The organism is Shimia sp. Alg240-R146 (assembly GCF_947331465.1).
Lineage (GTDB): Bacteria > Pseudomonadota > Alphaproteobacteria > Rhodobacterales > Rhodobacteraceae > Shimia.
In genome coordinates, this window is record NZ_CAMZOK010000001.1 from 373,052 (window position 1) to 395,294 (window position 22,243).

Genomic DNA, 22,243 nt, shown 5'->3' on the forward strand with positions numbered 1-22,243 from the left:
GGCGTGAGCAATGTTCTGGTAACCGGAGGAGCGGGCTATATCGGCTCGCACGCCTGCAAAGCGCTGCGCGTGGCCGGTTTCACGCCGGTCACCTACGACAATCTCTGCACCGGCTGGCAAGATGCGGTCAAATTTGGCCCGTTTGAGCTAGGAGATTTGCAAGATCGCGCCCGTCTGGATGAGGTGTTTGCCACCTATCAGCCGGTTGCGGTGATGCATTTCGCAGCGCTCAGCCAAGTTGGCGAGAGCATGGCCGAGCCGGGTCGGTATTGGCAGAACAATGTGGGCGGGTCGCTGACGTTGTTTGAGGCGGCCATTGCGGCGGAGTGCCTGAACGTTGTTTTCAGCTCGACCTGCGCGACCTATGGCGATCATGACAACGTCCTGTTGGACGAAACCATCGGGCAGCATCCAATCAACGCCTATGCAAGTTCCAAGCGGGCAATCGAGGATATGTTGCGCGATTTCGAAGGCGCGCACGGGTTGCGCAATGTGATCTTCCGCTACTTCAATGTGGCGGGTGCCGACCCCGAGGCCGAGGTCGGTGAACATCATTTGCCGGAAACACATTTGGTGCCGCTGATGCTGGAGGCGATTGCGGGCAAACGCGATGCGCTGACCATTCATGGTACGGATTACGATACGCCGGACGGCACGTGTATTCGCGATTACGTTCATGTGTGCGACCTGGTGGATGCACATGTGCTTGGCCTGCGCTGGCTGCTGGATGGCAAGGCAAGTCGCGTGTTCAACCTTGGCTCGGGCACTGGGTTTTCTGTCCGCGAAGTGGTGGACCACTCCCGCGCTGTTACCAACAAGGCTGTGCCCGTCATTGACGGTCCGCGTCGCGCCGGAGATTGCACCAAGCTGGTTTCCGGCTCGACACGTGCCGAGAAAGAGCTAGGCTGGACGCCAACACGCTCCAAAATGGACATCATGATTGCAGATGCATGGAGATGGCACCAAACCGGCCATTACGACCGCTAACCCGCCCGCCCGCCTGTTTGAACTGACGCGGGTCCTGACGCTCAAGGGCCGTCCACCCACAGGGGTGGATCGGGTGTGTCTGGCGTATTTGCGCGCCATTGTGCAGGACGCGACGCCCGCTTGGGGATTGGCGCGCACCAAGCTGGGATATGTGCTGGTCGACAAAGATGGCATGCGCCAACTTTTGGCACGACTGGATGGCCAGACGCCGTGGGGCAAAAGCGACTGGCTCTCGCGTTTGACACGGGATGCCGACAATTCAAAAAGCGAAACAGAGGCCGACCTGCGCCGGATTTGCGTGGCACGCACGGCGCCCTCGGGCTTGTCCCGTATGTTGCGGCGGCATCTGCCAGCGGGAAGCGTTTATATCAACGTGGATCACGCCAATTTTCCGGACCGTGTTATGAAGGCCGTGAAGTCCATCAAAGGCGGCAAGGTGGTGGCCTTTATTCACGATACTATTCCATTGGATCTCGCGGATTTTGAGGTGTCCAAACCGACAGCCGAGTTCGCCCGCATGTTTGAGCGTATGCGACTGAATTGCGATCTGCTGCTCGCCAATTCAGAGGCCACGCGACAGGATGTGGTCCGGCATATGTCAAAGGCGGGTGACGTGCCGCCCATCGTCGTGGCGCACTTGGGCATAGAAGGCGACTTGTTCCAAATCGTGAACAATGCGCCGGCGCTGGTGCCTGCGCCCTACTTTGTTTTTGTCGGCACGATCTCACCCCGAAAGAACGTTAATGTGTTGCTGGATTTGTGGGAGCAGATGGCGACAGAACGGCCCGCGGATATGGTGCCGCATCTGGTGATTGCGGGGCGGCGCGGGTGGAAAAGCGAGGCGCTGTTTGAACGACTGGATGCAAGCCCGCTGAGAGGGATATGTCTGCACGAGTTCAACCAGTTGGATGACGCCTCTCTTGGCAACCTTGTGGCGGGGGCATCAGGGCTGCTGTTTCCAAGTGGCGCGGAAGGTTTTGGTCTGCCGCCAGTTGAAGCTGCTGCTGCCGGGGTGCCGGTGGTCTGTAATGAATTGCCCGTGATGCGGGAAATTCTCGGAGATTATCCCATTTACGCAAGCGTTACAGACAGTTATTCATGGTTGCAGGCAATAAAGACGTTGGCGCAGGCTGACCGGGATGCACAGGGTGCGGACGGTCGGCCCAAGACGCGTTTTGAGCCGCCAACTTGGGAGGCGCATTTCAACGCCGTCTTAAGGGTCACGTGATAGACCGGTGAGTCAAATCCCGGGGAACTGGTTGAAGGTAAGGAAACGGATTGGGCGTTTGGCAATCATATCGGCTTCGGGTCAGACGCCGTTATCGGCTTGGCCGCTCGATCCGGAAGCGGCGCGAGCTGCGCCCGATTGTCAATCGTACTGGCAACATCAAACGCGACGATCTGCTGCTGTTTTCGACCCTGCGAAACGAGTTGATCCGCCTGCCGTTTTTTCTCGACTACTACCGTAACAAAGGCATCAATCATTTCCTGATCGTGGACAATGACAGCGATGATGGCTCGCTTGAGTATTTGTCAGAGCAGCCTGATGTGTCTGTCTGGCACACCCGCAACAGCTATAAGAAGTCGCGCTATGGCGTGGATTGGCTGAACTGGTTGCAGTTCCGCTATGGGCACGAGCATTGGTGTCTTGTGGTCGATCCCGATGAGTTCTTTATCTATCCGTTCTGCGACACGCGCCCCATTCGGGCCCTGACGGACTGGCTGGATGCGTCCTCCATCAAATCCTTCAGCGCGATGTTGCTGGATATGTATCCGCGCGGTCCGATCACCGAAACGCCCTATCGCTCGGGGCAGGACCCGATGGACATCGCGTGCTGGTTTGACGCGGGCAACTACACGATGTCCAAAAACGCCGCTTATGGAAATCTTTGGATTCAAGGCGGCCCGCGGTCGCGAGTGTTTTTTCCTGACAATCCCGAGTTGGCGCCTGCGTTGAACAAGATCCCGTTGGTCAAATGGAACCGGCGCAATGCCTATGTGAGTTCCACCCACATGCTGCTGCCGCGCGGGCTCAATCAGGTTTACGATGAATGGGGTGGCGAAAAGGCCTCCGGCCTGCTGTTGCACGCCAAGTTCATCGATACGTTTACCGCCAAAGCCGAGGAAGAACTGCAACGCAACATGCACTATTCGGCGAGCGTGGAATATCTGGCTTATGCTGAGCGGTTGCGCGACAACCCCGAGCTTTGGTGCAAGTGGAGCGAAAAATACATCAATTGGCGCCAGCTTGAGATTCTGGGCCTCATGTCCAAGGGGAACTGGGCATGAGTGTGGGAATTCTGATGTTGGTGCACACTGCTTTTGGCCGGGCCGAGCAGGTGGCGCGGCATTGGAACAAATACGGTTGCCCCGTGGTGATCCACGTGGATGCCACCGTGAAACCCAAGCAATACAAACGCTTTGTCAAAGCGCTGGAAGACCTGCCTGACGTCAAATTCTGCAAACGCCACAAATGTGAATGGGGCGCCTGGGGACTGGTGGCGGCGTCACAATCGGCGTCCGAGTTGATGTTGCATGAGTTTCCCAGTGTGCGGCACGTTTATCTGACGTCGGGGTCCTGTTTGCCGCTGCGACCCGTGCAGGAATTGAAAGACTACCTCAAGGCCCGCCCGCGCACAGACTTTATCGAGAGCGCGACAACGGCGGATGTGCCGTGGACGGTTGGCGGTCTGGATGCGGAACGCTTCACTCTGCATTTCCCATTCTCGTGGAAGCGCAACCGCTATCTGTTTGACAAATGGGTCGATATTCAGCGGTTCCTGCGCATCAAGCGGCGCATTCCGCATGGCATCGTGCCGCATATGGGCAGCCAGTGGTGGTGCCTGACGCGTCAGACCCTGTCCGCCATCCTCGAAGACCCCGAGCGGGCCACGTTTGACAAATATTTCAGCCGCGTCTGGATCCCGGATGAGAGCTATTTTCAAACCCTCGCACGTCTTTATTCGACCAAGATCGAAAGCCGGTCTTTGACGCTGTCGAAGTTCGATTTTCAGGGCAAGCCGCATATTTTCTACGACGACCACCTGCAATTGTTGCGGCGGTCTGACTGTTTTGTAGCGCGCAAGATCTGGCCGCAGGCCAACAAGCTATACAATGGCTTCATGCGCGACCCCGAGGGCGCCATCAAGATGAGCGAACCCAACCCCGCCAAGATCGATCGGATCTTTGCCAAGGCGGTGGAGCGGCGGACCAAGGGCCGCACCGGGCTTTATATGCAAAGCCGCTATCCCAACGAGGGGTGGGAAAACGGCATGACCTTTGGCCGCTATTCGGTGTTTCACGGCTTTACCGAGTTGTTTGAGGATTTTGAGCCCTGGCTGGCGCGCACCACTGGTGCGCAGGTGCATGGCCACGTATTTGCACCGGAGCGGGCGGAGTTTTCAGGGCGGCAACGGGTGATCAACGGCGCGCTTAGCAGTTCTCCGAAGCTGCGCGATTACAATTCGATTGCCTTTCTGTCGAACCTGATTTGGAACACCCGCGGTGAGCGGCAGTGTTTTCAAGTTGGGCCCCGCGACGAGGGTGCGCCGGTCTGGTTCATCGCCAAAGACCCCAACGCGCAGGTCAGCGTGATCAGTGGCGCGTGGGCAGTACCGCTGTTTAAGTCGAACCTGAATTTCACCGATATCCGGGCGGAGGCCGCGCGGCTGCAAAAGTTGGAAAACCTGCAATTGTTTGCATTGCGATCGCCTTACGCCAAGGCGCGGGTGCGGATTTGGACCATGGCGGAGTTTATCGAAGCCCCGATGGAGCCGTTGCAGACCATTATCGACGAAATCGGCATAGATCGGGCGCGCCGCCTGTCAGAAGCACCGCGCATGACCGACCTGAGCGGTTTTGGCCAGTTCCTGCAAAACCTCAAGAACCAGGGGATGCACCCCTATCTGATGGGCGATTTCCCTGTCGAACAACCCGAAGGCGGGCAGAAAAAGCCACCTCGCAAACCTTATCTGGTGCAGTAAACCCGTATGTCCAAGTTTGATTATTTTGTGGTGTTCGCAGAGATGCGCACCGGGTCCAACTTTCTGGAAACCAACATCAACGCCTTTGATGCGCTCAGCTGTCACGGCGAGGCGTTCAATCCGCATTTTATCGGCTATCCGAACCGCGATGACGTGCTTGGCGTCACATTGGAACAACGTACGGCCGATCCGGTAACCCTTTTGCGGGCCATCAAGGAAGAGCCAGGTGTGTTGTCGGGGTTTCGCTACTTTCACGATCATGACCCGCGCGTGCTGGACACCTGCCTGAATGATCCGCGCTGCGCCAAGATTGTGCTGACGCGCAATCCGCTGGACAGTTACGTCAGCTGGAAAATCGCGCAGGCCACCGGACAATGGAAGCTGACCGATGTGCGGCGGCGCAAAGACAGCAAGGTGCGGTTTGACGGGCCGGAGTTTAAACGCCACGTCGAGGATTTGCAGGATTTTCAGGTGACGCTGATGAAGGCCCTGCAGACCAGCGGGCAGACGGCGTTTTACGTGGCCTATGAAGACCTGCAGGACATCGATGTGATGAACGGTCTGGCGAAGTATCTGGGCGTTGATGAAACGCTGCCGGCCTTGGACAAGTCTCTCAAGCGGCAAAACCCCAGCGCGTTGTCGGAGAAAGTGTCCAACTTTGCCGAAGTGTCCCTGGCCCTGGCGGATTTGGATCGGTTCAACCTGAACCGGACCCCGAATTTTGAGCCCCGTCGCGGGTCGGTGGTGCCGAGCTATCTGGCAGGGGCCGTGGTGCCGCTGATGTATATGCCAGTGCGCTCTGGGCCGGAGGAAGAGGTCGCGGCATGGCTGGCGGCGTTGGACACTGTGCCAACCACCGGCTTGTTGACGGATTTCTCGCAGAAAACCCTGCGCAAATGGAAGCGCGGCAACAAAGGGCATCGCACCTTTACCGTTGTCCGCCATCCTGTGGCGCGGGTGCACGCGGCTTTCTGTTCGCGCATTTTGAAGACCGACGAGGGCAGCTACACCAAAATCCGCAACACGCTGCGCCGGGTGCACAAGCTGCCGCTTCCCAAAGATGGACCTGGGCCGGATTATGATGTTGCGGCGCATCGGGCGGCCTTTTTGGCGTTTCTGGATTTTGTAAAAGCGAATCTGCTGGGGCAGACCGGCATCCGGCAAGACGCGCATTGGGCGACTCAGTCTGGCGCGGTGAGGGGATTCGGTGATCTCGCCTTGCCGGATATGATCATCCGCGAGGAGGAAATGGGCAGCTATCTGCCCGCGTTGGCGATGCAGGTTGGGCGCAAATCCGTGCCTGATTTGCAGCCGGCAAAACCGGACGCGCCGTTTGCGTTGGAGGCGATCTATGACGAGGAGATAGAGAGCCGCGTACGCGACATCTATCAACGCGACTATATGATCTTTGGATTTGAAAAGTGGCGCTGACGTTGCGGCCCTAATGCGGGCGCGACGGTTGATCAGCGGTCAGGTCGTTCAGGCGAATTACGCCGCCTGAACCTTGTCGGTCTCAGTCAGAATAGCGAACAGGGTGTTGGCATTCTGGTTGGCCCGCAGCTTGGCACAGATCGCAGGATCCCGCAGGCTGCGCGACACGCGCGCCAAAGCCTTTAGATGTTCAACACCGGCGTCTTCGGGCGCAAACAGCGCAAAGGCGATGTCCACCGGTTGACGGTCTACGGAGTTGAAATCAACGGGTTTTTCCAAAAGGATAAAGGCGCCGATGACGCTGTCTATCTCAGGCAGACGGGCATGTGGCAGCGCAACGCCCTGACCAACACCAGTTGGCCCGAGAGCCTCACGTTCTTGCAGGGCTTCAGCGACGCGAGACGCCGACAGGTCATAGGTCGACGCTGCGAGGTCGCCGAATTCCTGAAGCAAACGTTTTCTGCTTGAGGCGGCCGTAACAACTTTGACCGCCTCTGGCTTGAGGATCGAAGATAGGTCCATCTTGCCTGTTTCTCCGGATGGGGGCTGTGCCCCTCATCGCATTAAGTCTGCGGATCAACCCAGCCTATATTGCCGTCTTCACGGCGATAGACCACGTTCAACCCACCTTTGGCTTCGTTCTTGAAAACCAATACGGGGGCTCCGGCAAGTTCCATCTGCATAACGGCCTCGCCAACGCTCAGGGATGGAATCTTGGTTTCCATCTCAGCGACGATGACAGGCTGCAGAGTCTCGGGCTCGGCCTCGTGGTCTTCTTGTTCAGGCGCGAGGATATACGCGGCTGCTCCGAAAAGTTCAACCGGATCTTGCCGTTCCTTGTGGTGATCTTTCAACCGGCGCTTGTAGCGGCGCAGTTGTTTGTCCATCTTTTCGCCGCACTGGTCAAAAGCCGCATAGATTTCAGTGGCATGAGCCTTTGCTTGTGCAGTCAGGCCAGTCGACAGGTGGACGGTGGCCTCGCATACATATTCATGAGCGCTTTTGGAAAAAACAATATTCGCATCAGTTGGGCGACCGGCATATTTTTCTAAAATTTCACTGAGCTCGGTTTTTACGTGAGTCTGCAGGGCTTCGCCGACGTCGATTTGTTTTCCGGTAATTTGGTAGCGCATCCTGTCTCCTTTTCGATGACATGTCGAACCACGGGCCACAGGCCCCAAAAATACTCAGGTTCGAATGCTGGAATTCGACACTTCCCACTCTGCAGTCTGACTTGGCCTTTTGAAGAAGGTCATTTGCGTCACTGCGAAGGGTGGCTGAAGTGTCATAATCTATATTTGAGTATTCTGACGGCTGAGAGTCAATGATGCGCGTCAATTATGCGCCAATTTTCGCTGCCAAAAATTACGAAATCCGGAAGTTGTCGCCCAGATAAACCCGGCGTACGTTTTCGTTTTCGACAACCTCTTCGGGCGTGCCTGACATCAGAACCTTACCGTCATGCAGAATATAGGCGCGGTCCACGATTTCGAGGGTTTCGCGGACGTTGTGGTCCGTGATCAGAACCCCAATGCCGCGTTTTCTAAGATCGGACACCAAGTGGCGAATGTCGCCCACCGAGATCGGGTCAACGCCGGCAAAAGGTTCATCCAACAAAAGGTATTTTGGATCCGCCGCCAGACAGCGCGCAATTTCGACGCGCCGCCGTTCACCACCGGACAGCGCCAGCGCGGGCGCGCGGCGCAGGTGTTCGATGGAAAACTCGCTGAGCAGTTCTTCGAGCCGCTCGCGCCGTTTGTGGCGATCTTTTTGAGTGATATCGAGAATGGCAGTGATGTTGTCTTCGACAGATAGGCCGCGAAAGATCGACATTTCCTGCGGCAGATAGCCAATGCCCAGTTTGGCGCGGCGGTACATCGGCAAGGTGGTGGCGTCCACGCCATCAATGACCACGCGACCGCCTTCGGGCTGCAAAAGCCCGGCAACCGCGTAAAACGTGGTGGTCTTGCCGCTGCCGTTTGGGCCGAGCAAACCAACGACTTCGCCACGGTTCAATTTCATCGAAAAATCGCGGATCACAACGCGCTTGCGATAGGCCTTGCGCAGGCTTTCAACCTTTAGGCCTGACTGGCCTTCGGTCACAGCAAGATCGGGCTTCGCCATGCTCACTGGTTCCTCAGAATAGTTTTGACCCGCCCGTGCATTTCGGCGGTGTTCGAATTCAAATCAACCGTCATTTCATCTGCAGTAATTGAGGTATTTTCCTGCAATACCATGACGTTACCCGACATGCGTACCGAGCCGTCCTCGATGCTGTATTCAGCCTTCTCGGCTTCTGCGATGTCTTTGCCTTGCACCAGAAGAACGTCCCCTTCGGCGATCAGGCGGGCAATGCCAACCGTACCGGCGCTGCTGTAATGCACATTCACTTTGTTGGCGGTCATATGCATCTCGCCCTGAACGATTTTGACATTGCCGGAGAACACCGCGCTGCCGTCGTTTTGATTGACGGAAAGGCTGTCGGCGGTGACCTCGACCGGCAAGCCGCTGTCTTGTTGCATGTTGCCAAATCCAACTTGGAACCCTTGGGCAGATGCCATTGCCGGAAACAGGCTGATGGCCAGAATGAGCAGGGTGCGCAGCATGTCTTATGGGTCCTTTGTCGTCGTTTGGGGCGTATATAGCAGTCGCACACCTTTTGTGAAAAACAAATAGATATCATCACTTTCGCCTGCGGGCCGAATTGCCATGCGGCCCGCGTCGAGCCGGCCGATGCCCAGTGTTGCGCTCACCGGTCCGCCGGTCTCGGCGCGCACCTGATCCAGGCTCATGATCAACGAGTCTGTGTCCAGTTTCAGCCCGGAACTTGTGGTGATGCGCACGCCGTCCTCAAGCACCAGGTCCTGAAAGGCGCTGTCCATCTCGCCGTGTTCGGCCAGAACGGTGATCAGTTGACCGCTGGTCAGGGTGATGCGTGTGTCCAGATCTTCGGCGACGATGCGGGAGGGTTCTTCGGGATCCGGGTTGGCCTTGGCAGCGGTGACGGCCACCAGATGACCGCGACCCGTCTGGGACGAAAACGAGGGCGCTGTCACCTGTTGGTCACGCAGGCGAGTTTCCAACTCGACGTCGGCAAAGGGGATCGCGCTTTCCAGATCGATGGTGCGGGGGACGAGGAACATGGTGGCCAACAGCACAAGCGCCAGCAAAGGCAAGATGACCTTCAACAAGGCCACCATGTTGGAATATGTGAAACCCCCTGCCATCCGGATTTAGCCGAGCCCGGCGCGCAGGCAATCGTGGATGTGTAGGATGCCCTCGGGCGTGCCGCTGCCTTCGGGGTCGACCACAAACAGACAGGTGATCTTGCGCTGGTTCATGATGGCAACGGCTTCTTCGGCAAGCGCGTTGGGCGAAATCGTCTGCGGTGCGTGTGTCATGACGTCCGCCGCAGAACGATCCAGCAAGCCGGTCATATGTCGCCGTAAATCACCGTCGGTGACGATGCCGCTCAGGGTGCCATCAGGTCCGGTCACGCCAACAACGCCAAAGCCCTTTTGGCTGATCTCGATCAGCGCGTCGGACATCGGTGTCGCCTCGGTGATCAGTGGCACGGCATGGTCAGCATGCATAAGGTCGCGTACGCGGGACAGTTGGGCGCCCAGTTTGCCACCGGGGTGAAACTCGCGAAAGTTTTCCGGCGTGAATTTGCGGTGCTCCATCAGCGCCACGGCCAAAGCATCGCCTAGCGCCAGCGTCATAGTGGTCGATGTGGTGGGCACAACGCCTGTGCCACAGGCCTCTTCGGCTTTGGGCAGGATCAGGCCAATGTCACTTTGCTTGATCAACGTGCTTTCGGCGCGGCTGGCCACCCCGATCAGCGGGATGTTGAAGCGCCGCGTGTAGGCAACAAGGTCGGCCAATTCAGGCGTTTCGCCGGAGTTGGACAGCACAAGAGCCACGTCGCCCTGCGCCATCATACCCAGATCGCCGTGGCTGGCCTCGGCGGGGTGCACGAAGTGGGCTGGTGTGCCAGTAGAAGCAAACGTCGCCGCAATTTTGCGGGCGATATGGCCGGATTTGCCCATTCCAGAGACAATCACCCGCCCCTTGGCTGATAAAAGCAGCGCCACAGCTTCGCCGATTTCGGCCCCAAGGCTGTCGCCCAACAGGCGCAGAGCCTCGGTTTCGATCGACAGCACACGTTGTGCCGTGGCGAGGAAGGTATGTTTCTCGGGATCAGTCATCAGTGGGAAAAGATGTCCTGTTCGGGCCAGCCTTCGATATCCAGCTGGGCGCGCATTGGCAGAAAATCAAAACAGGCCTGCGCCATGTTCATGCGGCCTTCGCGTTCCAGCCGGGTGTTCAGCTCTTCGCGCAGACGGTGCAGATACAGCACGTCAGAGGCGGCGTAATCGAGTTGCGCGTTGCTCAGCTCGGGAGCGCCCCAATCGCTCATCTGCTGGTGTTTGGAAATGTCGACACCCAGCAGTTCCTGCAACAGGTTCTTGAGCCCGTGGCGGTCAGTATAGGTGCGGATCAGCTTGGATGCGATCTTGGTGCAATAGACCGGCGCGGTCACTGCGCCAAAGGTGTGAAGCAAAGCGGCGATGTCAAAACGCCCGAAGTGGAAGAGCTTCAACACGTCGGGATTTTGCAACATACGCACAAGATTGGGCGCTTCTGTCTGACCTTTGGAGACTTGCACAAGGTGGGCATTGCCGTCGCCGCCGGACATCTGAATCACACACAGCCTGTCGCGGTGTGGGTTAAGCCCCATTGTCTCACAATCGATGGCCACGAAGGGGCCAAGGTCCAGCCCGTCGGGAAGGTCGTTTTGATACAGGAAGTTCGCCATTTTCGCCTCGGATTTGGAAGTGCCTAGGACTTACGGTGTCTGGGCCGGTGTTTCAATGTTTCATGCAGCAAAGCACATGGGATCACCTTTTGTAACAGCTCGGCGTGGGTATTGTGACGTATTTGCGAAGATCCTATATTGTCGCCATGGATTACAGCCCCACACTTTCAGTCGAAGACGAGTTGCGCATGCTGGTGGAAACCCGCGAGCGCGAAGCGGCGCCGCGGGTGGAGCGCGTGGAAACACAGAGCGGTGTGTTCTGGATCAAGCGGCCGGAACAGCTTAGCCTGCGATACCGTCTGCAAAAGGGCGATCCGCGCAAGGCGTTTGAGCGCGAGCGACTGGGATTTCATGATCTGAACGAGGCGCACGGTCCGGCGCCGATGCTCGTGGCTGAGGGAGAGGATTTTATCGTGCTGCCGGATTGTGGTGACAATTTAAGGTACCGCTTGAAGATCGAAGCCGACGCCGCAGTTCGGCGCTCATTGCTGCTGGATGCAGCGTCGTCTCTGGGCAGGATGCACGCGCTTGGGTTTGCGCACGGGCGCCCCAGCCCCAAAGACATGTGTCGCCGCGATGATCAAGAAGTCCTGCTTGATTTTGAACGGTATGACCGGCGCAACAATTCGTTGAAGGGACAAGCCCGCGATCTGGTGATCTGGGCTTTCAACGTGGCTGCGCATTCGCCGCATATGCGCGGGGATCTGACAGAGGCGCTTGAGGTGCACGGCGATTTGGCGCCCGCTGGTTTGCGCGCTGCTGCCGAACAGCTTTGCCGCCGGCTGGTTTGGGCGAATTGGCTGACCAAGCCGATCCAGATGCGCCCGGGCAACAAGGGACGCGAGTTCAAAGCGATTCCCGTTGTGTTGGATTTGTTTGGCACGCCCGCGTGATTGTGTGCCGTTTCATTTAACGCCGCACGCAAGATGTACCGGTTTTATAAGGAGCCGTCGCACGCCGTTGACAAACATGGTGCCTCAAGAGGGACTCGAACCCCCGACCTTGTCCTTACGAAGGACCTGCTCTACCAGCTGAGCTATTGAGGCGCTGGGGCGGTATATAGGTGCGGGTATTGGGCAACACAAGTCAATTTGAGTGCGGCAAATGCCTCCTCAATCAGTCAGCTTTCGGGCTCGAGGGCCACGCGTCCCTCGGGCTTTAACTGCCAAACTTTGCCGTCCTCAAACACCGCAGCACAAAGCGGGCGACCGTAAGCAGCGCCGCCGTCAAGGTCGATGCGGTTGCCAAAATGGGTCGCCTTTTGCAAGGCGGTGTGGCCGTGCACCACCAGCCAAGGATGGCGGGTGTCATCATCGATAAAGCCTTGCCGGATCCAGACGAGATCGTTTTCATGTTGATCCGCCAACGCAACGCCCGGCTTGATACCTGCGTGCACAAACAACAGGTCGTCGTGTTGGTGATAAATGTGCAGAGATTTCAGGAACTCCACATGCTCTTGCGGCACGGTGGCTTTGGCGCGTTCGTGTACGGCAAACAAACGGTCCTCGTACGACACGTCGATGCCGTAGCTTTCCAACGTTTGCACGCCACCAAGCCGCTTGTGCAGCCAGAAGAAATCCACCAACAGATGTGGATCGTGCCGTGGGGTGTCTTCCATGAACCATTCAAACATCCGGTCATGATTGCCTTTCAGGCAAATCCAGTTGCGCCCCGCATCAAGCCCCATGCGCAGACGTTCGATCACGCCCTGGCTGTCCGGCCCGCGATCCACATAGTCCCCGAGAAACACGATCTGCGCGTCAGGTCCGCCGTCTGCCTCGATGCGGGTAAGCATGTCGTCCAGCAGATCGATCTGCCCGTGAATGTCGCCAATGGCGTAGATGGGAGTGGTCATCAAAGAATTCCTGCGTCAGTCACTGGCTCATTAAACAAAAAACGCCGCCCCAAACAGGGGCGGCGTGTGAAACTCTTGTGATAGGCGCCTTAAGCGACGTCAAACACCAGCGGCTTCACCTGACGGAACATGTCGGTTTGGCACAGCTTGTCGACAACCGGCGCAGGCACCTGAGCATCGACGTAAAGCAAGGCAATCGCTTCGCCACCGACATCGGCGCGGCCAAGGGTAAAGTTGGCGATGTTCACGCCGTTTTCGCCCATGGTCTGACCCAAGGTGCCGATGATGCCCGGCACGTCTTCGTTGGTGGTATAAAGCATGTTGGCGCCGACTTCGGCGTCGATGTTGATGCCTTTGATCTGGATAAAGCGTGGTTTGCCATCGCTGAACACTGTTCCTGCAACCGAACGCTCGCGCTTGTCGGTCACCACGGTCACTTTGATATAGCCGTCAAAGGTGCCCGATTTGTCTTGGTTGGTGGTCGAGATCTTGATGCCGCGCTCTTTGGCGACAACAGGTGCCGACACCATGTTCACGTCTGGGTTGGCTTTCTTCATGATGCCAGCCACAACCGCACAGTTCAGCGCAGCAAGGTTCATGTCAGACACAACACCATCGTAAAGGATGTTGATGGCTTTGATCGGCTCGTCAGTCATCTGACCCGAGAACGCACCAAGGTGCTCGGCCAGTTTGATCCACGGGCCCATGACTTTGGCTTCTTCTGCGGTCACGGACGGCATGTTCAACGCGTTTTCCACAGCACCGGTCAGCAAATAATTCGACATCTGCTCAGCCACCTGAAGCGCCACGTTTTCTTGGGCTTCGGTTGTGGCCGCGCCAAGGTGCGGTGTGCAGACGACGTTGGGCAGGTTGAAAAGCGCGTTTTCTTTGGCTGGCTCTTCTTTGAACACGTCAAACGCTGCACCAGCAACGTGGCCGGATTTCAGCAATTCGGCCAGTGCTTCTTCGTCGACCAGACCACCGCGGGCACAGTTGATGATGCGCACGCCTTTCTTGGTTTTGGCGAGGTTTTCAGCCGACAGGATGTTGGCTGTGGCGTCGGTGAACGGCACATGCAGGGTGATGAAATCGGCGCGTGTCAGCAGCGCGTCCAGTTCAACCTTTTCTACGCCCATTTTGTCGGCTTTTTCTTCGGACAAGAAGGGGTCATAGGCGACCACTTTCATCTTCAGGCCACGCGCGCGGTCGCACACGATGCCACCGATGTTGCCCGCGCCGATCACGCCGAGTGTTTTGTTGGTCAGCTCGACGCCCATGAATTTGGACTTTTCCCATTTGCCGGCGTGTGTGGATTCGGACGCTTCGGGGATCTGGCGTGCCACGGCGAACATCATCGCAATGGCGTGCTCGGCTGTTGTGATCATGTTGCCGAACGGCGTGTTCATGACGATCACGCCTTTTTTCGACGCAGCCTCTTTGTCGACGTTGTCGGTGCCGATGCCGGCGCGACCGATGACTTTGAGGTTGTCGGCGTTCTCCAGCAGTTTCGCTGTGGCTTTGGTGGCCGAGCGGATCGCAAGGCCGTCGTATTGGCCAATCACTTCGGCCAGCGCGTCTTTGTCTTTGCCAAGATCGGGCATGAAATCTACGTCGATGCCACGGTCGCGGAAAATCTGAACGGCGGTTTCGCTGAGTTTATCAGAAACGAGTACTTTGGGAGCCATGTTGAGCGTCCTTTATGTCGGGGGCCGGATTGGCCTGAATGGGAAAGGTGGAAGCTGCCCGGCGAGGCCGGACAGGAATTCACTTAGGCTTGTGCTGCGATTTCGGCTTCAAAAGCCCATGCAAGCCACGGGAGCATCGCGTTGATGTCAGCGGTTTCCACCGTGCCACCACACCAGATGCGCAGACCGGCTGGCGCGTCACGATAAGCACCGATGTCCAGCGCGATGTCCTCAAGCTCCAGACGTGTTGCAACGGCTTTGGCAAAGGCCGCACCGTCTTGAATACGTGCGTCCGTGAACTTCAGGCAGACCGAAGTGTTGGAGCGTGTCGCATCATCCCCGGCCAGATTTGCGATCCAGTCATTGGCGTCGCAGAAATCAAACACGGCTTGCGCGTTGGCATCAGCGCGCGCGATCATGCCTTTCAGGCCGCCTACTGAGCGGGCCCAGTCCAGCGCGAACAGGTAGTCTTCGACAGCCAGCATCGACGGTGTGTTGATGGTCGCGCCGGTAAAGATGCCTTCGATCAGCTTGCCGCCTTTGGTCATACGGAAGATTTTCGGCAGAGGCCATGCAGGGGTGTAGCTTTCCAGACGTGCGACAGCGCGTGGCGACAGAACGATCACACCGTGGGCCGCTTCGCCGCCCAGAACCTTCTGCCAAGAGAAGGTGGTGACATCCAGTTTGTCCCAATCCAGATCCATCGCGAAAGCCGCCGAAGTGGCGTCGCAAATCGTCAGGCCGGTTCGGTTGGCGTCAATCCAGTCGCCGTTTGGCACGCGCACACCCGAGGTGGTGCCGTTCCAAGTAAAGACAACGTCGTTGTTGAAATCCACTGAGGCAAGATCAACGATCTGGCCGTAGTCGGCAGTCTTGGCTTCCGCGTCGATCTTCAGCTGTTTGACCACGTCGGTGATCCAGCCTGCGCCGAAAGATTCCCATGCCAGCATCTCAACCTTGCGTTCGCCAAGCAGCGACCACAAAGCCATCTCTACAGCACCTGTGTCAGATGCCGGAACGATGCCGATTTTATAGTCAGCGGGGATGCCCAGAACTTCGCGGGTGCCTTCGATGGCATCCTTCAACTTGGCTTTGCCAACAGCTGCGCGGTGGCTGCGACCCAATGGGGCGTCTGCCAGTTTGGACAATTCAAATGTGGGGGGTTTGGCACATGGGCCAGAAGAAAAACGCGGGTTTGCCGGCCGCGCTGCCGGTTGCTGAGTAGCCATCAATGCTATCCTTACAGATATATGCCTCTCGTTGGGGAGAGGTGTCCCACCGACGGGGATAAGGCGGATGCTGCGGCTGCACAACAGGGAAAATTTGCGATCACGACAGTTTGTCACGCAAAACTGACGCGCTTTGACCACTATCGGAAACTTGCGAAAGCAGTCAGTGTTGCGTCGAAGGGAGCGGTTTGTTGGTGCAAGCACATTTTGTTTGGAAATTCGGGCGAGTCGTAAATCTATTGGAGGAGCCAGAGTGGAGTGAATTAGAGCCGCTTCTTCTCAATCCAATTGAAGCCATGAAGGCCTACCGCAAGCGGACAGGGTTGAGCTTGTCGCAAGCTCGGCAAGCCTTGGATCAAGGTCACTTGCACGACGCCGCAATGCAAAAATATTTTGAACTCACCAACGAGCACATTGAAACTTTCACGGAGTTATATCACGTGCGACTGTCAATATACGGTCGGCCGTGCCCCGTTTGTCAGAAACTCATGCGAACTCCCGAGGCCAAATTATGTGCGGCGTGCGGCTACCAATTGCCCGATGGCGAGGTGGCCGGGCCGTGTAGAGCAACTGGCTAAATGCGCACCGCTTCCAGCGTGTCCTTCAACAGTTTGGCAGAGGCGGCCAGCGCCGCATGTTCCTCGGCACTGATTTCCGGCGCGACATCGGTGATCACGCCCCCTTTGCCAACCACGCGCGGCAGCGACAGTGGCACGTCTTTTACGCCTTCCATCTCGGGCGTCATGATCGACACAGAATGCACCGAGTTCTCATCGCCTTCAATCGCTGCGACCAGACGGGCGAGACCGGCACCGATGCCGTAAAAGGTCGCGCCTTTGCCTTCGATGATGCGATAGGCGGCGCGACGGACGCCCTCATCAATGGCGGCGCGCACGGTGTCGGTGATCGGTCTGCCTGTTTCACGAGCGAAGCTGAGCAAATCCCGCGCGCCCACCTGTGCCGAGGACCACGACAGAACTTCGCTGTCGCCATGTTCGCCCAGCACATAGGCGTGGATCGAACGCGGATCGATATCGAGGTGCTGACCCAACAGCACGCGAAACCGCGCCGTGTCCAGAATGGTGCCGGACCCGATCACGCGATGGGCGGGCAGGCCGGTCAAGCGCAAGGTGATGCCGGTCATGATGTCCACAGGGTTGGACGCGATTAGCAAAATGGCGTCCGGCGCATGGGTTAAAACCTGATCGGTCACGATCCGAAACACAGCCGCATTGCGCGCCAACAGATCAAGCCGCGTTTCACCGGTTTTCTGGCTGACACCGGCGGCGATGATCACCACTTCGGCGCCGGTCAGGTCACTATACCCTCCGGCACGCACTTCGGTTGTGGCGGCAAACGGCATCGCGTGGCTGATGTCTTCGGCCTGCGCTGCCGCCATTGCCGGATCAAGATCGATCAGCACGATTTCGCGGGCTTTGCCCAAAAGCGCGATGGCATAAGCCGCGGATGCGCCCACTTGTCCGGCGCCGACAATTCCGATTTTCATCACGGTCTCCAATCTGCATACCCCCAGACGTAATCCGGGGCTGGTCTTGTGCAAGCTGTCGTGGTCTATGACAGCCTGATTTTGCCGCCTCTCTGCACACAAAGGTAGATTTATGTTTGTCGCGACCCTTTTGACAGCCCCGTCCAAGCCTTCCCTTGATCCTGCGTTGGTGGAAAGCCTGCGCAACGCGTGGGGCGGCGGCGATGCACAGTGGTTGGCACCGGATGAGGCCGCCGAATTCTCGCTGTCGCAGATGCCGGACAATCGCTGGGATGTGTGGGCCGATCTTCAAGGCATGGGCGTTGATCTGGTGATCCAGCCCGCCGAGGGACGCCGCAAAAAGATGCTGCTGGCGGATATGGACAGCACCATGATCCAGCAGGAATGCATCGACGAGCTGGCGGACGAGGCCGGCGTTGGCGAACGCGTCAAAGACATCACCGCACGCGCCATGAATGGCGAGCTGGATTTTGACGGCGCGCTGACGGAACGCGTTGGCTTGCTCAAGGGGTTGGACGAGTCGGTGATCGCCAAGGTTCTGGCCGAGCGCATCACCTTGATGCCCGGCGGCCGCGCCTTGCTGGCGACAATGAAAGCCGACGGCGCGTACGCGGCCTTGGTGTCAGGCGGCTTCACAGCCTTTACTGCCAAAGTGGCCACCGAACTTGGTTTTGACGAAAACCGCGCCAACACATTGTTGGTGGCAGACGGCAAACTGACCGGCGACGTGGGTCGGCCTATCTTGGGGCGCGAGGCCAAAGTGCAAGCCCTTAAGGAAATCACCGCGCGGCTTGGTTTGTCTCATGATGATGTAATGGCCGTGGGCGACGGAGCCAACGATCTGGGTATGCTGGGTCTGGCCGGCGCAGGCGTTGCCCTGCACGCCAAACCTTCGGTGGCTGCGGAATGCGACCTCCGGATCAATCACGGCGATCTGACCGCACTTCTCTATGTTCAGGGCTACGCCAAGACCGAGTTTGTCGGGATCTGATACATGCTTGAATTTGGCTTTGAGGCGTTGCTGCTTTTGTTGGCGGCCGGGTTTTTCGCGGGTTTTGTGGACGCCATCGCAGGCGGTGGCGGGCTGATCACTTTGCCGACATTGATGATCGCGGGCGTGCCGCCGGTTCAGGCACTGGCGACCAACAAAATCCAAGGCATGTTTGGCGCCGGAACGGCTGCCTATTCATATGCCAAAAGCGGGCTGGTGGATCTGCGCGAGCAAGCCTTGCCCGCGGTTCTTGCCGGTGTGGCGTCTTTTGCAGGCGCCTTGCTGGTGTCGGTGTTGCCCACTGATTGGATCCGCCTTGTGTTGCCCTTACTGCTCATTGGCATCGCGATATTTTTTGCGTTTCGCAAGGATCCCGACGATCTCGACCGCACAGCGCGCCTGTCGCCCTTGGCGTTTACCTGGACAGCGGTGCCTTTGGTGGGCGCCTACGACGGATTGCTCGGGCCGGGTGCAGGCAGTTTTTACATGATCGCCTTTGTGGCGCTGGGCGGCTACGGCATCCTTAAGGCCACGGCACATACCAAGCTTTTGAACTTTGCGTCCAATGTCGGTGGTTTGGCCGGATTTATCCTTGTGGCGGAGCCGCTATGGGCGCTGGGTCTGATGATGGGTGCAATGCAAATTGCCGGAGCGCGGCTAGGGGCCAAGATGGCAATGGCCAAAGGGGCAAAGCTGATCAGACCGTTGTTGGTGGCGACATCCCTGATCCTCGCGGCCAAGCTTTTGTGGAATGCGCTCTGATCTCTCTCACGCAACCGTCATAATTTAACGTTTGTGTTAAATAAAGAATCGGGCGATGCTCAGTCCATGACACACCTGACCACAGCCTTCGCCGCTTTGTCCGATCAAACCCGCCTCAGCATGGTGGAGCGCTTGATGGGCGAGGGCGAACTTGCGGCTGGCGATCTGGTGTCTGACGCCACAATCAGCGGCCCCGCCATCTCGCGCCACCTGAAGGTGCTGCGCACTGCGGGTCTGATCCAACAACGCGCCGACGGCACCAAACGCTATTATTCTGTGCGGCCTGAAGCGATGCAGGCCATTGCAGGCTGGACCATGGACCACAAAGCATTTTGGCAGGCCGGACTTGACCGCTTGGACGCCCTATTTGCAGAGGAAACTGAATGACAGACGCCCGTTTGGAACGCGACTTTCCGGTGACGCCGGATCGGCTTTATGCTGCGGTGACAAACCCGGCGGAAGTATCTCGCTGGTGGGGTCCCGAAGGCATGACGCTGGGAGATCACACGCTTGAGTTCACCAAGCTCGGCCCATGGCATTCTGTGATCCAAGGCGATGAAGGGCGGACGATGAAGATGTCCGGTCAAATCACCAGTCTGGACCCACCCAAGTCCGTTGGCTTCACGTGGGCATGGCACGACGAAAACGATGCGCGCGGCCACGAAAGTCATGTCACTTTTACGATCGTTGAAACCACTGACGGTGCCAAGTTGATCATCGATCACCGCGACCTTCAGGACGAGGATCAGGCGCAAGGCCACAGCCGTGGCTGGACCAGTACCCTCAACTGTCTCGCGGCGCTTTTTGAATGAATTTCACCTAAGACCCTTCACAACAAGGAGACTTTCAATGCCCAAATTTATGTTCATCTACCACGGTGGTGGCCGACCCGAGACCCCGGAAGAAGGCGAAAAAGTTATGGCCGCCTGGGGCGCCTGGATGGAAGGCATCGGCGCCAATATGATTGACGGCGGCAACCCAGCTGGCATGTCCAAAACCGTCAGCGCCACCGGCGTGTCAGACGACGGCGGCGCCAACCCGGTCTCAGGCTACACGCTGGTAAATGCGGCTGACATGGACGCAGCCTGTGAAATGGCCAAGGGCTGCCCGATCCTTGAGGACGGCAAAGGCACAGTGGAAGTCGCAGAAGCGATGGAAATGTAGCAGACGTCCCGCCTGCTTCTTTCTGGCTCAAAATACCCACTTAGGCTCAGCGAAGCTGAGCCACGCCCAACCAAACGCAGACGCCCCTTGGGGCGTCTGCCTTGGGCGGGAGCGCCGCCGCCTTAACGCAGCGCAGCCCCTGCTTTCATCAAACCGGTTTGCAGCCCGTCCCAGTTGCGGATGGGCGCATCCAGGTATTTCTTGGCCTCGGGGTGCGCCGGATCGAGCGCACCGAGTTTGACAAGAATAGCTGCAATCGCGTTCTCGGATGCGCGGGTCGCGCCGTCCACGATTTTGAGCGCCACGCCCAACCCCTGTTCCGGCAGCATCGCCACGAAATAGGCCTCGGCGCCGGTTTTAATTGCCACAGTATGGCCCATCGCGCGCATCAGGTTGGTACAGGCACGGCCTTCGCCAGCCACATATTCAGGATGTTTCGCCATGGCGGTGCGCAGCCGCGCGGCTGCGGTTTCGCGGGTGCCGTTGCCTTCGCGCGCACTGGCATAAAACGCCATCGCGCGGGCCATGCCGTGCAGGGTGCTTGCGTGATTGGGGGCAGAACAGCCGTCGATACCGTATCCGGGGCTGTTTTCCTGCGTTAGCTCTTCGTGTGCGGCCAGAACCGCCTTTTGCACCGGATGGTCGATCTCGCAATACTCCGGACCTGCGCCAAGGTGTTTGGTCAGCGTCAGAAATCCTGAATGTTTGCCAGAGCAATTGTTGTGCACGCGACAAACCGGATCGCCACAGCGGATCAAGTCATCGCGGATCGCCAGATCACGCGGCTCTTGCGGGCCGCACCGCAGATCATCTTCGCCAAAGCCTTGCGCCGCCAGCCAATCCCGCACCATGTCGTTGTGGATTGCCGATGCGTTGTGGCTCGCGCAGGCCAATGCCAGATGTGTCTCCGTTAACCCCGCCGCATCGGCTGCACCGCTCTCAACAAGCGGCAACGCCTGAATCATTTTGGATGAACTGCGCGGCAACACCACGGCCTCGGGATCGCCCCATGCCTCAACAATCTCACCTGCAGCATTACAGACCACGGCATGCCCGTGATGCATGCTTTCAAGGATGTCTCCACGCCACATTTCGGTCATCAGCACAGGATCAGTCATGATTTCTCTCTTTTTCATGGGCAAAATCGTGCCAACGGGTCTTTCGCCCAAAGGCCAACATGGGTTAGACTCACCGCATCGAGACAAGAATGTCCAGCCTACAAGAAATGGCGCACAAGCCGGGGCGGGCAGTTATTTGAGGCAAGTCACAGCTTGGAGGCTGTTGGGTATGGGATCACGTTTGGTGAAAGCCTTGGTTGCGGCGACGGGTCTGTCGCTGTTTGGGGTTGCCGGTCAGGCACAGGAAAGCAGCGACAATCAGGTTGCGGCAATGACCGACTGGAGCGTCTTTGAACACAAAGACAGCGACAAGCGGGAATGCTGGGCGGTGAGCACCGCCAAAGAAAGCGTCAACACCCGCGGCGGGCAGGTGGTTGCGGTGAAGCGCAGCGACATCCTGTTGATGGTGTCGTATCTGCCGCATTTGAGCGTGACCGGTCAGGTCGGGTTCACCGGCGGGTATCCTTTTGCATCCGGGTCTCCGGTGAATGTGGATATCGACGGCAATACATTCTCGCTGATCACCGAAGGTGAATGGGCGTGGCCCGCCTCCGAAGGGGACGACGCGGCCATCGTTGCGGCAATGAAGCGCGGCAAATCCGCTGTGTTCTCTGCACAATCCTCGCGCGGGACCAAAACCAAAGACAGCTTTTCGTTGCTTGGCTTTACCGCAGCCGTCGAGGACGCGGGCAAACGCTGCAATTGACGTGAC

The 22,243-nt window shown here is 58.0% G+C and carries 24 protein-coding genes and 1 tRNA gene; 12 read left to right on the top strand and 13 right to left on the bottom strand.

What is annotated here, in order from left to right; translation table 11 throughout:
- The first annotated feature begins 3 nt into the window (after positions 1–3).
- Genes galE through PG871_RS01820 form a run of 5 tightly spaced genes read left to right on the top strand, consistent with a single transcriptional unit; the run spans position 4 to position 6,401 of the window.
- Positions 4–987, top strand: coding sequence for a UDP-glucose 4-epimerase GalE (gene galE, locus PG871_RS01800; protein WP_270725402.1), 984 nt, complete (start codon positions 4–6; stop codon positions 985–987).
- Positions 947–2,215 carry a glycosyltransferase family 4 protein gene (locus tag PG871_RS01805; RefSeq protein WP_270728663.1) on the top strand — a complete coding sequence of 423 codons (1,269 nt, stop codon included), beginning with the start codon at positions 947–949 and terminating at the stop codon, positions 2,213–2,215. The genes galE and PG871_RS01805 overlap by 41 nt, the downstream gene beginning before the upstream one ends.
- Before the next feature lie 50 nt (positions 2,216–2,265).
- Entirely contained in the window at positions 2,266–3,276 is a 1,011-nt protein-coding gene (locus tag PG871_RS01810; protein ID WP_270725403.1) for a glycosyltransferase family 2 protein, read from the top strand.
- Complete coding sequence (locus PG871_RS01815; RefSeq protein ID WP_270725405.1) at positions 3,273–4,970, top strand: DUF5927 domain-containing protein; 1,698 nt, start codon at positions 3,273–3,275, stop codon at positions 4,968–4,970. Before PG871_RS01810 ends, PG871_RS01815 begins: the two co-directional genes overlap by 4 nt.
- Positions 4,971–4,976: 6 nt before the next feature.
- Positions 4,977–6,401, top strand: coding sequence for a sulfotransferase family 2 domain-containing protein (locus PG871_RS01820; protein WP_270725407.1), 1,425 nt, complete (start codon positions 4,977–4,979; stop codon positions 6,399–6,401).
- A 57-nt stretch (positions 6,402–6,458) separates the two neighbouring features.
- Here PG871_RS01820 and PG871_RS01825 read toward each other — a convergent pair whose 3' ends face one another.
- The 7 genes from PG871_RS01825 to PG871_RS01855 all read right to left on the bottom strand — a co-directional run bounded on the left by PG871_RS01825 (position 6,459) and on the right by PG871_RS01855 (position 11,220).
- Positions 6,459–6,923, bottom strand: coding sequence for a PTS sugar transporter subunit IIA (locus PG871_RS01825; protein ID WP_270725409.1), 465 nt, complete (start codon positions 6,921–6,923; stop codon positions 6,459–6,461).
- Positions 6,924–6,964: 41 nt separating this feature from the next.
- Positions 6,965–7,534: a ribosome hibernation-promoting factor, HPF/YfiA family gene (gene hpf, locus PG871_RS01830; RefSeq protein ID WP_270728664.1), complete on the bottom strand. Its 570-nt coding sequence runs from the start codon at positions 7,532–7,534 to the stop codon at positions 6,965–6,967.
- A gap of 232 nt (positions 7,535–7,766) precedes the next feature.
- Entirely contained in the window at positions 7,767–8,525 is a 759-nt protein-coding gene (gene lptB, locus PG871_RS01835) for an LPS export ABC transporter ATP-binding protein (protein ID WP_270725410.1), read from the bottom strand.
- 2 nt (positions 8,526–8,527) lie between these two features.
- The gene (gene lptA / locus PG871_RS01840) at positions 8,528–9,007 is read right to left on the bottom strand and encodes a lipopolysaccharide transport periplasmic protein LptA (protein ID WP_270725411.1); all 480 of its coding nucleotides are present in this window, start codon (positions 9,005–9,007) and stop codon (positions 8,528–8,530) included.
- Between the two features lie 3 nt (positions 9,008–9,010).
- Complete coding sequence (gene lptC, locus PG871_RS01845; protein ID WP_270725413.1) at positions 9,011–9,601, bottom strand: LPS export ABC transporter periplasmic protein LptC; 591 nt, start codon at positions 9,599–9,601, stop codon at positions 9,011–9,013.
- Between the two features lie 33 nt (positions 9,602–9,634).
- Positions 9,635–10,609, bottom strand: a complete 975-nt coding sequence (locus tag PG871_RS01850) for a KpsF/GutQ family sugar-phosphate isomerase (RefSeq protein ID WP_270725414.1) — start codon at positions 10,607–10,609, stop codon at positions 9,635–9,637.
- Complete coding sequence (locus PG871_RS01855; protein WP_270725415.1) at positions 10,609–11,220, bottom strand: ribonuclease D; 612 nt, start codon at positions 11,218–11,220, stop codon at positions 10,609–10,611. Before PG871_RS01855 ends, PG871_RS01850 begins: the two co-directional genes overlap by 1 nt.
- Before the next feature lie 146 nt (positions 11,221–11,366).
- Between PG871_RS01855 and PG871_RS01860 the strand changes: the two genes are divergently transcribed.
- The gene (locus PG871_RS01860) at positions 11,367–12,113 is read left to right on the top strand and encodes a hypothetical protein (protein WP_270725416.1); all 747 of its coding nucleotides are present in this window, start codon (positions 11,367–11,369) and stop codon (positions 12,111–12,113) included.
- Positions 12,114–12,190: 77 nt separating this feature from the next.
- On the opposite strand, the gene PG871_RS01865 is transcribed toward PG871_RS01860, so the two are convergent.
- The 5 genes from PG871_RS01865 to PG871_RS01885 all read right to left on the bottom strand — a co-directional run bounded on the left by PG871_RS01865 (position 12,191) and on the right by PG871_RS01885 (position 17,496).
- Positions 12,191–12,266 (bottom strand) — tRNA-Thr (locus PG871_RS01865).
- Between the two features lie 74 nt (positions 12,267–12,340).
- Complete coding sequence (locus PG871_RS01870) at positions 12,341–13,075, bottom strand: metallophosphoesterase family protein (protein ID WP_270725417.1); 735 nt, start codon at positions 13,073–13,075, stop codon at positions 12,341–12,343.
- Between the two features lie 89 nt (positions 13,076–13,164).
- Positions 13,165–14,760, bottom strand: a complete 1,596-nt coding sequence (serA, locus tag PG871_RS01875; RefSeq protein ID WP_270725418.1) for a phosphoglycerate dehydrogenase — start codon at positions 14,758–14,760, stop codon at positions 13,165–13,167.
- Positions 14,761–14,843: 83 nt separating this feature from the next.
- On the bottom strand, positions 14,844–15,989 hold the full coding sequence (locus PG871_RS01880; protein ID WP_270725420.1) for a phosphoserine transaminase: 1,146 nt from the start codon (positions 15,987–15,989) through the stop codon (positions 14,844–14,846).
- Positions 15,990–16,563: 574 nt separating this feature from the next.
- A complete protein-coding gene (locus PG871_RS01885; RefSeq protein ID WP_270725421.1) occupies positions 16,564–17,496 on the bottom strand; it encodes an L-lactate dehydrogenase in 933 nt (310 codons plus the stop codon).
- 112 nt (positions 17,497–17,608) lie between these two features.
- Here PG871_RS01885 and serB point away from each other — a divergent pair, with 112 nt between their 5' ends.
- The 5 genes from serB to PG871_RS01910 all read left to right on the top strand — a co-directional run bounded on the left by serB (position 17,609) and on the right by PG871_RS01910 (position 20,413).
- Complete coding sequence (gene serB / locus PG871_RS01890) at positions 17,609–18,487, top strand: phosphoserine phosphatase SerB (protein ID WP_270725422.1); 879 nt, start codon at positions 17,609–17,611, stop codon at positions 18,485–18,487.
- A 3-nt stretch (positions 18,488–18,490) separates the two neighbouring features.
- Positions 18,491–19,249, top strand: a complete 759-nt coding sequence (locus tag PG871_RS01895) for a TSUP family transporter (RefSeq protein ID WP_270725424.1) — start codon at positions 18,491–18,493, stop codon at positions 19,247–19,249.
- A gap of 66 nt (positions 19,250–19,315) precedes the next feature.
- On the top strand, positions 19,316–19,636 hold the full coding sequence (locus PG871_RS01900) for an ArsR/SmtB family transcription factor (protein ID WP_270725426.1): 321 nt from the start codon (positions 19,316–19,318) through the stop codon (positions 19,634–19,636).
- Positions 19,633–20,061 carry an SRPBCC family protein gene (locus PG871_RS01905; RefSeq protein ID WP_270725428.1) on the top strand — a complete coding sequence of 143 codons (429 nt, stop codon included), beginning with the start codon at positions 19,633–19,635 and terminating at the stop codon, positions 20,059–20,061. The genes PG871_RS01900 and PG871_RS01905 overlap by 4 nt, the downstream gene beginning before the upstream one ends.
- Positions 20,062–20,098: 37 nt before the next feature.
- Positions 20,099–20,413 (top strand): YciI family protein, encoded by a 315-nt coding sequence (locus PG871_RS01910; protein ID WP_270725430.1) that lies wholly within the window; start codon positions 20,099–20,101, stop codon positions 20,411–20,413.
- A 122-nt stretch (positions 20,414–20,535) separates the two neighbouring features.
- On the opposite strand, the gene PG871_RS01915 is transcribed toward PG871_RS01910, so the two are convergent.
- Positions 20,536–21,531, bottom strand: coding sequence for an asparaginase (locus tag PG871_RS01915; RefSeq protein WP_270725432.1), 996 nt, complete (start codon positions 21,529–21,531; stop codon positions 20,536–20,538).
- A 169-nt stretch (positions 21,532–21,700) separates the two neighbouring features.
- Between PG871_RS01915 and PG871_RS01920 the strand changes: the two genes are divergently transcribed.
- Positions 21,701–22,237 (top strand): invasion associated locus B family protein, encoded by a 537-nt coding sequence (locus PG871_RS01920; RefSeq protein ID WP_270725434.1) that lies wholly within the window; start codon positions 21,701–21,703, stop codon positions 22,235–22,237.
- The last annotated feature ends 6 nt before the right edge of the window (positions 22,238–22,243 follow it).